Below are 15146 nucleotides of genomic sequence, written 5' to 3'. Positions count from 1 at the left end.
TATGACGAACGATGCACTTATCGCAGCTTTATCCCATCTGGTATCTGAAGGGCGAAATCCAGACACCATGGACATCGACTTGCTGCCTTCTCTAGATATTGTTCAACGCATCAACCAACAGGACAAACTCGTTCCTCTTGCCGTTGAAAAAGTGTTGCCTGAGATCGCTCAAGCCGTTGATAAGATCACGAAAGCATTTAAGATCGGAGGTCGGTTGTTTTACATCGGTGCGGGCACCAGTGGTCGGCTCGGCGTCTTGGACGCTTCAGAATGCCCACCAACTTTTGGCACGGATCCAGAGATGGTCGTTGGTATTATTGCGGGTGGAAAAGAGGCAATGTTCCGCGCGAAAGAAGGGGCAGAGGACGATCCTGCACTAGGCGAGCAAGATCTTAAAGAGAATGCGCTAACACAACGCGATGTCGTCGTTGGTATTGCGGCAAGTGGACGGACACCGTACGTGATTGGTGGCTTAGAGTATGCGAACGAACTTGGTGCCACCACTGTAGCACTATCTTGTAACCCTGACTCTCCGATTGCCGATATTGCCGATATTGCGATCAGCCCCGTTGTTGGACCTGAAGCATTAACGGGATCCACTCGCTTAAAATCAGGTACGGCACAAAAGCTCGTCCTGAACATGCTCACTACCGCAAGCATGATTCGCCTAGGCAAAAGTTATCAGAACTTAATGGTAGATGTGAAAGCGACGAATGCAAAGCTAGTTGCAAGAGCGGCTCGTATTGTTATGCAAGCAACAGATTGTACTAACCAAGAGGCTAAAACTGCGCTCAAAGAAACGGACTACGACGCCAAGTTAGCGATTTTGATGATTTTAACCGGGTTGGATAAAGAAAGCGCGACTGAGCAACTGAAAGCCAAACAAGGATATTTAAGACAAGTCGTGATCGATCAAGCGAATCAACCTTAATCAATAAAGCGCCTCACTTATTTAAAAGTCAGGCGCCTTTTATGGCTTAATTTAGTAGTTCAATCGTTCAATGTGAGTAATACCGACTTTACCTTCAAGGTCGCTGAACATATGAACCATTGCTGGGTATGGTTGTGCTCCAGGGTAGACAACTTCTGCATTACAGAAAAACGCATAGTTTTGTCCGGCTACGACTTGAGTAGCCACAACCAAAGGGGAGTATTTGACGCCGACAAACCCCTCGATACCTTTAGCAAATACTTCTTTATCCTCTGCTTTGAGTTCATTAAATGGACTCCAGCCACCAGCCATTTGCGTTGACATAATGTGATTCCTTTTTTCTGTGCTCACTATCAAGCAATATGAACATAGTTTAATAAGTCGAATTTTGCCACAATTATGTTATGCGGACGGTATCACAACGGCTTTATTGACTATTAATTTGAGTACTCATTCCAGCCACGCTGCCATTCCATACGGAATTTTTGTGCTTGCTCAGTACCCTCACAAACCCCTTCATAATACTGACCAGATAACCCCATTTGATACGCAAAAGCAGGGTTACAGTATTCACGTAGACCCTCTAAATAACCTTGGTCGTAGTCACTTTGCTTAACGCTACCCAACTCACGCAGCTCGCTCATCGTGCGTGATGTATGCCCGGCTACACCATCTTGATATCCGATCTGATGCCAATCTCCTGACTTGGCAAGATCTTCCATCGTTGCAGCGCATCCTGCAAGTAAAGCCAGCGCCAAACCTAACGTTGCCTTTTTCATGGTTCTTCCTTAAGTAATTGTTTTCAAAAATAAGCTTACCACTAATTATTGGCGTTTGCCGCTTAGCTTGCAGATTAAGCCACTGACGCCTCGAATCAACCGCTCACTACTGCAATCAACCGTTCGCCAATTTTAAAAACCGCTCAAGCAGTATATCGACCACTCAGTGCTCTATTCGACCACTCATCTACTAACCGAATGCATTTAACACAAGTGACGCATAACATGCATCCTGAGATTAAAAAATTACCCTACCCAACTAAGACCAAGGACAATTGCTATGATGTGGTTTCTAACCTGTGTCGCAGCCCTAATCGGCGGATACTTCATCTACGGCGCTTTCGTCGAGAAGATTTTCGGCATCAATGAAAAACGCCAAACGCCTGCTCACACCAAATCGGACGGTGTTGACTTCGTTCCAATGTCAACAAAGAAAGTTTATCTAGTTCAGCTACTTAACATCGCTGGTGTTGGTCCAATTTTCGGCCCAATCATGGGTGCACTATACGGTCCAGCGGCAATGCTTTGGATTGTTGTCGGTTGTATTTTTGCTGGCGCAGTACACGATTACTTCTCAGGCATGCTTTCAGTGCGTAACGGCGGCGCATCTGTACCTACTATCACAGGTCGCTACCTAGGTAATGGCGCAAAACACTTTATGAATATTTTTGCCATTGTCCTACTGCTTCTTGTTGGCGTAGTGTTCGTTTCTGCTCCTGCAGGCATGATTACTAACCTCATCAATGATCAAACAAGCTTGAGCGTAAGCATGACTACAATGGTTATCGCTATCTTCGCTTACTACATCATTGCGACGATTGTTCCTGTCGATAAAATCATTGGCCGCTTCTACCCACTGTTTGGCGCTCTACTTATCTTTATGTCTGTTGGTCTAATGACAGCCGTTGCGTTTTCTAGCGAACACACAGTAATGGGTGACTTCCAAGTTTCAGACATGTTCTCGAACCTTAACCCAAATGATATGCCACTATGGCCAGCACTGTTCATCACTATCGCATGTGGTGCTATCTCTGGCTTCCACGCGACTCAGTCTCCACTGATGGCGCGTTGTATGGAAAATGAGAAAAACGGTCGTTTCGTCTTCTACGGTGCAATGATTGGTGAAGGTGTTATCGCGCTAATTTGGTGTGCTATCGCTCTGTCTTTCTTCGGCTCTCTAGACGCTCTATCAGAAGCTGTGAAAAACGGTGGTCCTGGTAACGTGGTATACAGCGCATCATTTGGTCTGCTTGGTGTGTTCGGTGGTATCCTTGCGTTCCTAGGTGTGGTTATCCTACCAATTACGTCTGGCGATACAGCATTCCGTTCAAGCCGTCTGATCCTTGCTGAATACTTCAACATGGAACAAAAGACGCTACGTAACCGCCTACTGATGGCACTTCCACTGTTCGTTATCGGCGGTATCTTAACTCAAGTAGACTTCGGCATTATCTGGCGCTACTTCGGTTTTGCTAACCAAACAACAGCAGTAATGATGCTTTGGACTGCGTCCGCTTACCTACTACGTCACAACAAGCTGCACTGGATTACCACTATCCCTGCTATCTTCATGACCACGGTATGTGTCACGTTCATCTTAAACAACAGCTCGCTAGGTTTTGGCCTGCCAATGCAACTATCAACTATCGTCGGTATTGTGTTTGCCCTAGCAGTGACTGGTTACGTTATCAAAACCTCTAAGGGTAAAGGTGAAACTGAACTGGCTAACGAAGAGAAACCACAAGCCGTATCAGAAACAGCGTAATACTCGTCACATCCAAGTGACTAAGATAAGAGCCTGCCAATTGCAGGCTCTTTTTGTTTTATACCCAAGTTACTTTAAGATTCAGAACTCGGAGCGCAGCGCCATGTATTTAGGTGTCTTTATTTATCTGAGCCAAGTATCTTGAGGTGACTTAGGTATACAATAACAACATTGATTCTAGGTTAGGTTCACTATGGAACTGGTCGTTTCCCTTTTACAACAGATGTGTGTGTACTTAGTTTTGGCTTACATGCTAAGTAAAACGCCAATCATCTTACCTTTGCTGAGTATTTCTTCGCGCTTAAGCCACCGCCTAATTTGTTACGTACTCTTCTCTGGCTTTTGTATTCTCGGCACCTATTTCGGTCTGCATATCAACGACGCTATTGCCAATACTCGCGCGATCGGCGCGGTCATGGGCGGGCTGTTTGGTGGCCCAGTGGTAGGTTTCGCCGTCGGATTTACTGGTGGCATCCATCGATACTCTCTTGGTGGCTTTACTGACCTAGCCTGTGCAATTTCAACCACCGCCGAGGGCGTAATTGGTGGCTTGCTCCACGTTTACCTTATCAAGCGAAATAAAGGCGCATTGCTGTTTAATCCAAGCGTTGTATTCAGCGTCACGTTTGTTGCAGAAGTGGTGCAAATGATTTTGCTGCTCGCCGTCGCGAAACCTTTTGATCAAGCCTATGAACTGGTGTCCGCTATTGCAGCGCCTATGATCATCGCGAACTCATTTGGTGCGGCATTGTTCATGAGTATCCTGCAAGACAGAAAAGCGATCTTTGAAAAGTTTTCTGCGACGTTTTCGCGTCGAGCACTCACCATTGCTGATCGCTCAGTGGGAATTCTAAGCAACGGCTTCAACACCGAAAACGCTGAGAAAATCGCGCGTATTATTTATGAAGAAACCAAAGTGGGCGCTGTAGCGATTACCGACCAAGAAAAAATCTTGGCGTTTGTGGGCATTGGCGATGATCACCATAAACCGAACACGCCGATTTCATCGCAAAGCACATTAGACTCCATGGAGAAAAACGACATCATTTATCTTGATGGCGCAGAACGTCCATACCAATGTTCCATCGCAAAAGACTGCAAACTTGGCTCCGCGCTGATCATCCCACTGCGTGCGGGAAAAGAGGTCATTGGTACCATTAAGCTCTATGAACCGAAGCGTAAATTGTTCTCTACGGCCAACATGTCAATGGCGGAAGGGATAGCTCAGCTTCTCTCTAGCCAAATCTTGTATGGCGACTACCAACAACAACAAGCCTTACTCGCTCAAGCAGAAATCAAACTGCTTCACGCTCAGGTGAATCCACATTTTTTGTTTAATGCACTCAATACCATTAGTGCGATTACTCGTCGTGATCCTGATAAAGCACGTGAGTTAATCCAAAATTTATCGCACTTTTTCCGTAGCAATTTAAAGCAAAACATTAATACCGTGACGCTAAAAGAAGAGCTAGCACATGTGAACTCTTACTTGAGCATCGAGAAAGCCCGCTTTACGGACCGCTTAGAGGTTGAAATCGATATTCAGCCTGAATTGCTGGACATCAAATTGCCAAGCTTTACACTCCAGCCTTTGGTTGAGAATGCCATTAAGCACGGCATTTCAAACATGCTTGAAGGTGGTAAAGTTCATATATACAGCGAAGCACACCCACAAGGTCATTTGATTACTGTCGAAGACAATGCAGGCAGTTTTGAACCGCCAAAAGAAAACCACTCCGGGCTAGGTTTGGAAATTGTCGACAAACGTCTCACTAATCAATTTGGGCGTGATGCATCGCTAAAAATTACGTGCGAGCCACATCAATTTACTAAAATGAGCTTTATCATTCCCCCAAAATCATAAAAGCACGCAGAAGCAATAAAGGTAATGTTGGATGTTAACCGCACTCGTCATTGATGATGAACAGTTTGCTCGTGAAGAGCTGACAGAGTTATTGGATGAAACAGGCCAAGTTGAAGTGGTGGGCAATGCCTCAAACGCGATCCTTGGTCTAAAAAAAATCAATGAGCTCAAACCTGATGTGGTGTTTCTCGATATCCAAATGCCTCAAGTCACTGGGATTGAACTACTTGGAATGCTTGATCCAGAAACCATGCCTTATGTGGTTTTTGTCACGGCTTACGACCAGTATGCAATTCAAGCGTTTGAAGACAACGCCTTTGATTACTTGCTCAAACCTGTCGACCCATGCCGTTTAACCAAAACGGTCAAACGGCTAAATAAAGTCATTAGTCAATCCGCCCTAACTCAACAACTGTCTGCTATTACGCCCGATACTTTAGATCAGATTCCGTGCATCGGGCACAACCGTATCGTGATCATGGCCACCGACACGGTAGAATGTGCTTACAGTGATATCAGCGGCGTGCATGTACGCTCCACCAGCCAAGCCGCGAGCACTCAACTGACATTAAAAACCCTAGAAGAGAAAACCCCACTGGTACGCTGTCATCGCCAATACTTAGTCAGTATTAAGGCCATCAGCGAAATCAAATTACTCGAAAACGGATTAGCAGAAATCATCACCAAAACTGGCTTTGAGATACCAGTAAGCCGCCGCTACCTTAAAGTGCTCAAAGAGATGCTGGGCATTAGCCACTAACACAAAAAGTTCACACATCACCGCTGAGTTTCCGCTAGCGTATAAATAAGACGCTCCGAAAAGACGAGGCGATGATGTATAAAGTTTTGTTCATATGTAAGCACAATGCTGGACGAAGTGTGCTCGCTGAGTCGATCGCAACCCATATCCTGCCAGCAGATTTTAGTGTCGCCAGCGGTGGCTCTCATCCCACAGGCAAAGTTCACCCGGTGGTGCAAAAATATTTAGATGACCACCAACTTCCCATTCCACATATCCACACCCACTCATGGGAAGAGCGAACTCAGTTTCTTCCTGACATCGTTATTATTCTCTGTGACTCTTTACATCAAGAGGCAGCTCCTCAGTGGCTTGCGGGTGGCGTTCGAGTAAACTGGCAAGTCGATGCCTTTCCGACTGAAGGTTCTGATGAAGAGGTGTACGCACATTGCGAAAGGGTTGCTCAGTCGCTTGAGCGAAGAATCACGAAGATGTCCGATATGATTATCGATGGTTTAGGGAAAGACCAAATTCGTGATTACCTAAATGAACTGAGAGAGATGTAAAAAAGGCGACCCACTGGTCGCCTTTTGAATATTCGATAAATGGAGATTAATCCACTTGCTTGATTTGCAGTTCTTTGGGTACTTCAAAGAACATATTCTCTTCACGACCAAGCACTTCATCGACCGCTTCGGCACCGACGAGTTCTTTGATTCGCTCTAGAATCTGATTAACGAGCTCTTCCGGAGCAGATGCCCCCGCAGTCACACCTACTTTCGTTTTGCCTTCGAACCATTCAGGTTTGATATCTTCCGGACAGTCGGTTAAGTAACCTGGTGTCCCTAGCTTTTCAGCTAGCTCTTTAAGGCGTGTAGAGTTTGATGAGTTTCTAGAACCCACCACAACCATCACATCTACGTCACCCGCTAATTCACGTACGGCATCTTGGCGGTTTTGTGTCGCGTAACAGATATCGTCTTTACGTGGTCCTTGGATATCTGGGAAGACGCGGCGTAGTTCTTCGATAACATCGGCAGTTTCATCTACAGAAAGTGTCGTTTGGCTTACGTAATGAAGATCAGATGGATCTTTCACAATCGACTTCAGTTTCTCAACATCGGCTGGAGTTTCAACCAAGTACATACCACCGGTTTCACTCGCGTACTGCCCCATTGTGCCTTCCACTTCAGGGTGACCTGCGTGACCAATCAGAACCACTTCCATATTGCGGCGGCTTGCTCGCGCTACTTCCATATGAACTTTGGTTACCAACGGGCACGTCGCGTCAAATACCGTCAAATCTCGCTGCTTGGCTTCCTGACGAACCGCCTGCGATACACCATGAGCAGAAAAAATCACAATGTTGTTGTCTGGCACTTCATGCAGCTCTTCAACGAAGACAGCGCCACGTTGTTTTAGCCCTTCAACTACAAAACGGTTATGCACCACCTCATGACGAACATAAATCGGTGGCTGATACATCTCTAGCGCACGCTCTACGATGCTAATCGCACGGTCTACACCAGCACAAAAGCCGCGTGGGTTAGCTAATAGGATTTTCATTTCATTGCTCATGGAAATTATCTTTATTGGGTTCGCTATTCTACTGACAAAATTTCAACTTCGAAAGTCACGTCTTGTCCCGCTAGAGGATGGTTGAAGTCCACAGTGACTGAATCGCCAGCAATCTCTGTAATAATGCCCGGGATTTCCATGCCATCAGGACCACTGAACGCCATGATTGTACCCACTTCTACTTCTGCATCACCTACAAACTTAGTGCGATCCATATGGTGTACATGGTCTGGGTTTGGCATGCCAAACGCGTCTTCTGCTTTTAACTCAATCGCTTTTTGGGCGCCTGTTTCTAAGCCTATCAAGCACTGCTCAAAGTTTTCACTCAAGCTGCCATCACCCATAACAAATTTCGCTGGTTTACCCATGTTATGAGTACTATCCGCAACCGATCCGTCTTTCATTTTAATCGTAAAGTGGAGGGTTACTACAGATTCATTGGTTATTGTTGTCACGTTACTGCTTCCTTGTTCTTGGGTTATTACGCTGTCAGCTTGGTCTTTTTATACATTGATGTGCTGATTGGCGCTCCAACATAATAAAAAGCGTCGCCCGAATCAACGGGCGACGCTTAGGGTTATTCAACTTTTCGCAATATACACTGCCACTACTTAGGCTTTCGCCTCGTCTTTCTTTCGAAAGCCGTCAAGAATAATCATCGCGGCACCAATACAGATCGTCATGTCTGCAAGGTTGAACGCTGGCCAGTGATAATTACCCCAGAAAAAGTCCAAATAATCTACGACAAACCCATGTATTACTCGGTCGAATACATTGCCTACTGCGCCACCAATAATCATGGCATAAGCAATATTATTCCATTTCTCTTTCGCTGGTAGTTTGCTCATCCAGTAAGTCAAAAGACCTGTAACGATAAAAGCAATACCTGTAAATAACCAACGTTGCCAGCCCGCTTGATCACTCAAAAAGCTAAAAGCAGCACCATAGTTATGCACGTACAAAAGATTAAAGAATGGCAAAATTTCTATGCGGTTTGCCCAGCCATATCCCATGTTGTTCATTACAACATACTTAATGCCAATATCAGCTAAAAAGATAACCACCGCTAACCATAACCAGCGAATACCAGATTGCTTTAAAGACAGTGCTTTTTCACTCATTACTTTACCTACAAACAGCCCCAGTAAATACTGGGGCTGTTAATTTTAAAAAAAGTTCAGTCGTTCTAGGCAATTACGCGAATTTACGTACTTCACCTTCGCCTTCTACGTTAGACACACAACGACCACAGATTTTCTCGTGACCTTCAATTGTGCCTACGTCTGGCGTGTGGTGCCAACAACGATCACACTTCTCGCCTTCAGCTGCTGCTACTTCAACAAACAAGCCTTCGATATCCGTGGCTTGTGCTGCATCAGTCTTCTCACCTAGAGGCTTAACTTTCGCCGCAGAGGTTAGTAGAACAAAGCGCAGTTCATCTTCAAGTTTGTTGATCTTCGCCGCTAAAGCGTCATCAGCAAATAGAGTCACTTCAGCTTGTAGTGCACCACCGATGGTTTTCTCTTTACGCGCATCTTCTAGAAGTTTGTTTACTGCACCACGAACCGCTTGGATCTCAGCCCAGAATTCATTGTTCAGCTCTTCACCTTCAGCAAGGCCGAATAGACCGTCGAACCACTCACCAGTGAATACGAACTTGTCGCGCTCGCCTGGCATTTCGTTCCAGATTTCATCTGCAGTGAACGACATGATTGGCGCCATCCAACGAACTAGCGCTTCTACGATGTAGTAAAGTGCAGTCTGACAGCTACGTTGAGCGTTGCCGCCACGTTTTGCTGTGTACTGACGGTCTTTAATTACGTCTAGGTAGAAAGAGCCCATTTCGATCGAACAGAATTGCATTAGACGCTGAGTCACACCGTGTGTGTTGTACTCTTCGTATGCTTTAACAATCTCTTCTTGTGCTGCTAGCGCACGACCAACTGCCCAGCGATCTAGCGCAACCATCTCTTCAACAGGAACGATGTCTGTTTCAGGGTTGAAGCCGCTTAGGTTGGCAAGGAAGAAACGCGCTGTGTTACGGATACGACGGTAAGCATCTGCGCTACGTTTTAGGATTTCATCAGAAACCGCAACTTCACCAGTGTAGTCTGTTGAAGCAACCCATAGACGAAGAATGTCAGCACCTAGCTTGTTAGTTACGTCTTTTGGCGCAACCACGTTACCGATAGATTTAGACATCTTACGACCCTGACCATCAACCACGAAACCGTGTGTCAGTACTTGTTTGTAAGGCGCTTCGTCTTTCATCGCGATAGATGAAATTAGAGAAGACTGGAACCAACCACGGTGTTGGTCAGAACCTTCTAGGTATAGGTCTGCACTGTTGCCGTTGTACTCTTCACGAGCATCAACAACGGAGAAGTGAGTGACACCTGAATCGAACCATACGTCTAGCGTATCTAGTACTTTTTCGTATTGGTCAGCGTCAGCACCTAGTAGTTCAGCGGCATCTACATCCCACCATGCTTGGATGCCTTTCTCTTCAACCAGCTTAGCGACTTTCTCGATCAGCTCTAGCGTGTTTGGATGAAGTTCTGCTGTTTCTTTATGAACAAACAGAGCAATTGGCACACCCCAAGTACGTTGACGAGAGATACACCACTCAGGGCGACCTTCGATCATACCTTCGATGCGGCTTTGACCCCACTCAGGCATCCACTCTACGTTCTTGATTGACTCTAGTGCTTTAGCACGTAGGCCAGCTTGGTCCATAGATACGAACCATTGAGGCGTAGCACGGAAGATGATTGGAGTCTTATGACGCCAACAGTGTGGGTAGCTGTGCTCGTAAGCGTGGTGGTGTAGTAGTGCACCTTTTTCTTTCAGTACTTCTACTACCGCATCGTTCGCTTTAAATACGTGCTGACCAGCAAATAGCTCTGTATCTGGTAGGTAAACACCGTTTGAACCAACTGGGTTTGCTACTTCTAGGTTGTACTTGTTACCAACCGCGAAGTCTTCTTGACCGTGACCAGGTGCAGTGTGAACAACACCAGTACCTGAATCAGTCGTAACGTGATCACCTAGGATCGCCGGTACAGTGAAATCGTAGAATGGGTGTTGGAACTGAGAAAGCTCTAGATCCGCACCTTTCGCAAAACCAAGGTTATGGAAATGCTCGATACCAGCACGGTCCATTACGTCTTTCGCCAGCTCAGCAGCAACGATGATACGTTCAGGTTGCTCGCCTTCAACTTGGATAAGTACATACTCAAGGTCATCACGTAGACACACAGCACGGTTCGCAGGAAGCGTCCAAGGAGTTGTCGTCCAGATGACAATAGAGATATCGCCTTTACCTTCATGGCCTTCAGTCAGCTCAAACTTAGACAACAGTGCCGCTTCGTCAGCCGCTTTAAAACGAACGTCGATAGATGGCGATACTTTATCTTTGTATTCTACTTCCGCTTCAGCAAGAGCAGAACCACAGTCTGTACACCAGTGAACAGGTTTGAAACCTTTTAGCAGGTGACCATTGCTTGCGATCTTACCAAGAGCACGAATAATGTTCGCTTCAGTTGCGAAATCCATAGTGCGGTATGGCTTGTCCCACTCACCCATGATACCAAGGCGTTTGAAGCTCTCTTTCTGACCTTCAACCTGACCTGCAGCGTATTCGCGACATTTCTCGCGGAATTCTGCTGCCGTCACTTTTTGGCCTGGCTTGCCTACTTTTTTCTCTACCATTAATTCAATAGGTAGACCGTGGCAGTCCCAACCAGGAATGTAAGGTGCGTCAAAACCTGAAAGTGTTTTGGATTTAATAATAATGTCTTTAAGAATCTTGTTTAGTGCGTGACCAATATGAATGTCACCATTTGCGTAAGGAGGGCCATCGTGCAATACGAATGACTTTTTGCCTTTCTTAGCTTTACGGATTTCACCGTAAAGATCTTCTTTGTACCAACGCTTAAGCATTTCTGGCTCACGATTGGCCAGGTTGCCGCGCATTGGAAACCCTGTTTCAGGTAAGTTCAGGGTATCTTTATACTCACTCATCGATTCTTAATTCCGTTATATTGGGCGAAAATTAGACATTATGTTGAACGGTGGAATAAACCGCTCAACGCTTAAGCTGACGCAGCCACACCCTTGCTGCTTCAGCATCCAATTCGATTTGTTGTTTAAGTGCTTCAAACGACTCAAACTTTTGCTCATCTCGAAGTTTATGCAAAAGTTCCACTTCTAGTTGCTTGCCATATAAATTGGCATGAAAGTCGAATAAGTGTACTTCTAACTGCTGGCGAACGCCATTGACAGTCGGTCTTTGACCAATATTAGCGACACCGCCAATTGGCTTATTTCCTAAGCCAAGCGCTTGAACAACATAGACTCCGGAAACCGGAGAAACACAGCGTTTCAAAGGAATATTCGCAGTAGGAAAACCTATCGTTCTTCCCAGCTTTCTTCCGTGAGAAACACGACCGCTGATGCTGTAGTTTCTTCCCAGCATCTGTTGCGCGGAATGCAAATCGTCACGCGCCAGCGCTTGACGGATAGCCGTACTGCTGACACGTAATTGTTGTAAACAAAAGCTCTGGGTACTCACGACATCAAAACCGTACTTTTCCCCCGCTTCCTGCAGCATTGCAAAGTTACCTGTACGGCCTTTGCCAAAGCAGAAATCATCACCAACGACAAGAAACTTAACACCCAAACGCTCGACCAACAAGTCACGGATAAATTCTTCCGCGGTTAAACTTGCAAAATGACGATTGAAATTGACGCAGAGCAAGCGATCAATATCGAGCTTACTCAATTGCACGAACTTATCGCGTAATCGCGTCAACCGTGCAGGTGCCTTATCTTTGGCAAACAGCTCCATCGGCTGAGGTTCAAAGGTCATCACAACAGAAGGCAATGATAGCCTGTCCGCTTGCTCAGACACTTGCTGCAATACTTGTTGATGGCCTTTATGGACACCATCGAAATTGCCAATAGTCAGCACGCAACCATGATGTCGCGGGGTGATATTGTGAATGCCTCTAATCAGTTCCATTGGATACTGCTTTCTGCCTCTGTTTTTACTTTACACTGTGTGAAACTGACGGATTATATACTAATCACCCTTAGTCTGTCCCAGCTTTTAGGTCTTTTAAGCGTGCACCAGTTAAAAATAGAACTACTAGGTAAACCACGGCTCCTAGACCGATCAACATTCCTAGTACACCGCTGCGGTGAGCAAAGCTCCAATCTAGCCACACTGACATGTCTTCCAATTGCCATAAGATCGCAGCCACCATCGCCGCACCTGCAATAACCAAACGTATAATAAAGAAGACGGTTCGTTTGGTGATTTGGTATACCCCTGCGATATGTAGACCACGATACAGCAATGCCATATTCACAAACGCCGAAAGTGCCGTCGCGATAGCCAAACCAACGTAACCATAAAAGTACGCAAAAATTGCGTTAAATACCATGTTGGTCACCATCGCAATGATGCCGTACTTTACTGGCGTTTTAGTATCTTGACGCGAGTAATAACCTGGCGCGAGCACCTTAATCAGCATGAAGTTCAACAAACCTGAAGCGTAGGCAAAAAGCGACAATGATGCTTGATGTACGTCTTGAGGAGAAAATTCACCTCGCATAAACAGAACCATCAGCATAGGTTTTGCCAGTACCATCAGACCAAGCATTGCAGGAAGGCCAAGCAAGATCACCATGCGCACCCCCCAATCCATGGTTTGCGCGAAGCCTTCACTTTGTGCGTCAACGTGTTTACGTGAAAGCGCGGGTAAAATCACAGTCGCAATCGCAATACCAAACAGACCTAAAGGAAATTCCAATAAGCGGTCTGAGTAATATAGCCAGCTAATCGAACCGGTTTGCAAAAAACTGGCGATGAACGTATCAAACAACAGGTTAATCTGACTGACCGATACACCAAATAAAGCGGGGATCATCAAAGTGCGGATTTTCACTACACCCGGATCGCGCCAGCCCCATTTTGGCTTAACCATGACACCTGCTTTAATAAGGAAGGGAATTTGGAATAAGAACTGGACCAAACCACCTAAGAAAACACCAATGGAAAGCCCTATTTCTGGCATTTCCATTTGCGGCGAGATAAACCACGCCGCCAAAATAATCATCACATTGAGGAAAACAGGGGTAAAGGAGGAGACAGCAAATTTACCTAATGTATTGAGGATAGCGCCCGATAGAGCGACAAAGGTAATGAACCATAAATAGGGAAAGGTGATTTTGAGCATCACGCTAGCAAGCTCAAACTTTGCTGCAGCCGGGCCACCATGCATCCAGTCAAGGAACCAACCAAAACCAAACACAGCAGTGACCACGCCGGAGCCTAGGACACCTAAAATGGTAACAATCGAGACTATCACCCCTAACGTACCCGCCGCGCGAGCAATGAGCTCCCGAGTTTTATCCATGTCGCCTTGAGCATGGCTTTCCGTTAAAACAGGTACAAACGCTTGGGAAAAAGCACCTTCAGCAAACAAACGTCGTAAAAAATTAGGAATTTTATTGGCGAAGAAAAAGACGTCTGCGCTTGCTCCTGCCCCCATTAAATTTGCCACTACAACATCACGAACTAGGCCAAGAACGCGGGAAATAAATGTCATAGCACTGACGATCATGCCAGACTTGAGTAGTCGTTTACTCACTGTAACCTCGGAATATCACCATAAGACAGCTAACCCTATACTGTTTCTCTGACAGGTGCTGTAAATAGACGTCAAAAATCTATCCGCGGGTTGTAAGGAATAAGTGTGCCTTTCGCGGATAATTATTAGCATTGGTATAAAAATGCTGTTAGAATCCCCGCCATCTTAACCGCGATAACCTCTCTTACCAAAATTTGTTTTGGCTTAGATCGGTTTTTGCACAAATCATTTGACATTTAAGCGCAAATGAGGGATATTCCTCGCCCTTAAATTGTCACAGAACTAAGTTTTTGGGAGTTAGACCCTTGGCAAATAGTAAATCTGCTAAGAAGCGCGCTATCCAAGCTGAGAAACGTCGTCAGCACAATGCTAGCCGTCGCTCAATGATGCGTACTTACATGAAGAAAACTGTTGCTGCTATCGAAGCAGGCGACAAAGAAGCTGCAACTGCTGCATTCGCTGTAGTTACACCTATCCTAGACCGCATGGCAACTAAAGGCCTTATTCACAAGAATAAAGCAGCTCGCCATAAGTCTCGTTTCGCTGCACAAATCAAAGCTCTTTAATAGAGTCCTGATTTTACAGTGAAGAAAAAACCGACCTTGTGTCGGTTTTTTTATATCTACAAAATTTTCTTAATAAAAAAGCTGGCAATGCCAGCTTTTCTTTTTTCTGCACGCCTATTCAAAGGCATCAGCTTATTTACCTTATAAAGCTCAAACTGGAAAGCACCAATAAAACACTTGAGAACAAAGCAAATTGGTCGATGCGCAGCAACTCTACCATCAAAAGTTTAACGCCACTCTCAAATATTCCAACGAGTTAGACTCACAG

Annotated in this window: 14 protein-coding genes; 6 read left to right on the top strand and 8 right to left on the bottom strand. The window is 45.6% G+C overall.

Annotated elements, in window-relative coordinates; genetic code table 11:
• Position 1: 1 nt before the first annotated feature.
• Positions 2-931: an N-acetylmuramic acid 6-phosphate etherase gene (gene murQ, locus J8Z23_RS02690; protein ID WP_434634825.1), complete on the top strand. Its 930-nt coding sequence runs from the start codon at positions 2-4 to the stop codon at positions 929-931.
• Between the two features lie 51 nt (positions 932-982).
• Here murQ and J8Z23_RS02685 read toward each other — a convergent pair whose 3' ends face one another.
• Both J8Z23_RS02685 and J8Z23_RS02680 read right to left on the bottom strand, forming a co-directional pair.
• Positions 983-1255, bottom strand: coding sequence for a hypothetical protein (locus tag J8Z23_RS02685; protein WP_012842127.1), 273 nt, complete (start codon positions 1253-1255; stop codon positions 983-985).
• Between the two features lie 113 nt (positions 1256-1368).
• Positions 1369-1710 (bottom strand): DUF2799 domain-containing protein, encoded by a 342-nt coding sequence (locus tag J8Z23_RS02680; protein WP_104971289.1) that lies wholly within the window; start codon positions 1708-1710, stop codon positions 1369-1371.
• Positions 1711-1990: 280 nt separating this feature from the next.
• Here J8Z23_RS02680 and J8Z23_RS02675 point away from each other — a divergent pair, with 280 nt between their 5' ends.
• The 4 genes from J8Z23_RS02675 to J8Z23_RS02660 all read left to right on the top strand — a co-directional run bounded on the left by J8Z23_RS02675 (position 1991) and on the right by J8Z23_RS02660 (position 6644).
• Complete coding sequence (locus J8Z23_RS02675; RefSeq protein WP_064353639.1) at positions 1991-3475, top strand: carbon starvation CstA family protein; 1485 nt, start codon at positions 1991-1993, stop codon at positions 3473-3475.
• A gap of 193 nt (positions 3476-3668) precedes the next feature.
• Complete coding sequence (locus J8Z23_RS02670) at positions 3669-5339, top strand: sensor histidine kinase (protein ID WP_005397519.1); 1671 nt, start codon at positions 3669-3671, stop codon at positions 5337-5339.
• Positions 5340-5370: 31 nt separating this feature from the next.
• Positions 5371-6099 carry a two-component system response regulator BtsR gene (btsR, locus tag J8Z23_RS02665; protein WP_006743107.1) on the top strand — a complete coding sequence of 243 codons (729 nt, stop codon included), beginning with the start codon at positions 5371-5373 and terminating at the stop codon, positions 6097-6099.
• Between the two features lie 71 nt (positions 6100-6170).
• Positions 6171-6644: a low molecular weight phosphatase family protein gene (locus tag J8Z23_RS02660; RefSeq protein ID WP_124009012.1), complete on the top strand. Its 474-nt coding sequence runs from the start codon at positions 6171-6173 to the stop codon at positions 6642-6644.
• 46 nt (positions 6645-6690) lie between these two features.
• Here the strand turns inward: J8Z23_RS02660 and ispH are convergent, their stop codons facing one another.
• The 6 genes from ispH to murJ form a co-directional block, all read right to left on the bottom strand.
• Positions 6691-7656, bottom strand: coding sequence for a 4-hydroxy-3-methylbut-2-enyl diphosphate reductase (ispH, locus tag J8Z23_RS02655; protein ID WP_167713382.1), 966 nt, complete (start codon positions 7654-7656; stop codon positions 6691-6693).
• Between the two features lie 23 nt (positions 7657-7679).
• Complete coding sequence (gene fkpB / locus J8Z23_RS02650) at positions 7680-8111, bottom strand: FKBP-type peptidyl-prolyl cis-trans isomerase (protein ID WP_012842130.1); 432 nt, start codon at positions 8109-8111, stop codon at positions 7680-7682.
• 156 nt (positions 8112-8267) lie between these two features.
• Positions 8268-8777 (bottom strand): signal peptidase II, encoded by a 510-nt coding sequence (lspA, locus tag J8Z23_RS02645; RefSeq protein ID WP_012842131.1) that lies wholly within the window; start codon positions 8775-8777, stop codon positions 8268-8270.
• Between the two features lie 73 nt (positions 8778-8850).
• Positions 8851-11679: an isoleucine--tRNA ligase gene (gene ileS, locus J8Z23_RS02640; protein ID WP_167426875.1), complete on the bottom strand. Its 2829-nt coding sequence runs from the start codon at positions 11677-11679 to the stop codon at positions 8851-8853.
• 64 nt (positions 11680-11743) lie between these two features.
• Complete coding sequence (gene ribF / locus J8Z23_RS02635; RefSeq protein WP_046873948.1) at positions 11744-12679, bottom strand: bifunctional riboflavin kinase/FAD synthetase; 936 nt, start codon at positions 12677-12679, stop codon at positions 11744-11746.
• A 70-nt stretch (positions 12680-12749) separates the two neighbouring features.
• Complete coding sequence (murJ, locus tag J8Z23_RS02630; RefSeq protein ID WP_046873949.1) at positions 12750-14312, bottom strand: murein biosynthesis integral membrane protein MurJ; 1563 nt, start codon at positions 14310-14312, stop codon at positions 12750-12752.
• A gap of 305 nt (positions 14313-14617) precedes the next feature.
• Here murJ and rpsT point away from each other — a divergent pair, with 305 nt between their 5' ends.
• Positions 14618-14878 (top strand): 30S ribosomal protein S20, encoded by a 261-nt coding sequence (gene rpsT, locus J8Z23_RS02625; RefSeq protein WP_005381938.1) that lies wholly within the window; start codon positions 14618-14620, stop codon positions 14876-14878.
• The last annotated feature ends 268 nt before the right edge of the window (positions 14879-15146 follow it).

Origin of the sequence: Vibrio sp. SCSIO 43086 (assembly GCF_051132235.1) — a bacterium.
Taxonomy (GTDB): domain Bacteria; phylum Pseudomonadota; class Gammaproteobacteria; order Enterobacterales; family Vibrionaceae; genus Vibrio; species Vibrio diabolicus.
The sequence above is the reverse complement of the archived record's forward strand: the minus strand, read 5'-3'. Positions and strand labels throughout refer to the sequence as shown.

Coding starts and splice junctions, on each gene's coding strand:
- J8Z23_RS02675 (WP_064353639.1), top strand. CDS start 1,991: ATGATGTGGTTTCTAACCTGTGTCGCAGCCCTAATCGGCGGATACTTC.
- ileS (WP_167426875.1), bottom strand. CDS start 11,679: ATGAGTGAGTATAAAGATACCCTGAACTTACCTGAAACAGGGTTTCCA.
- btsR (WP_006743107.1), top strand. CDS start 5,371: ATGTTAACCGCACTCGTCATTGATGATGAACAGTTTGCTCGTGAAGAG.
- ribF (WP_046873948.1), bottom strand. CDS start 12,679: ATGGAACTGATTAGAGGCATTCACAATATCACCCCGCGACATCATGGT.
- J8Z23_RS02660 (WP_124009012.1), top strand. CDS start 6,171: ATGATGTATAAAGTTTTGTTCATATGTAAGCACAATGCTGGACGAAGT.
- lspA (WP_012842131.1), bottom strand. CDS start 8,777: ATGAGTGAAAAAGCACTGTCTTTAAAGCAATCTGGTATTCGCTGGTTA.
- ispH (WP_167713382.1), bottom strand. CDS start 7,656: ATGAGCAATGAAATGAAAATCCTATTAGCTAACCCACGCGGCTTTTGT.
- J8Z23_RS02685 (WP_012842127.1), bottom strand. CDS start 1,255: ATGTCAACGCAAATGGCTGGTGGCTGGAGTCCATTTAATGAACTCAAA.
- J8Z23_RS02680 (WP_104971289.1), bottom strand. CDS start 1,710: ATGAAAAAGGCAACGTTAGGTTTGGCGCTGGCTTTACTTGCAGGATGC.
- J8Z23_RS02670 (WP_005397519.1), top strand. CDS start 3,669: ATGGAACTGGTCGTTTCCCTTTTACAACAGATGTGTGTGTACTTAGTT.
- murQ (WP_434634825.1), top strand. CDS start 2: ATGACGAACGATGCACTTATCGCAGCTTTATCCCATCTGGTATCTGAA.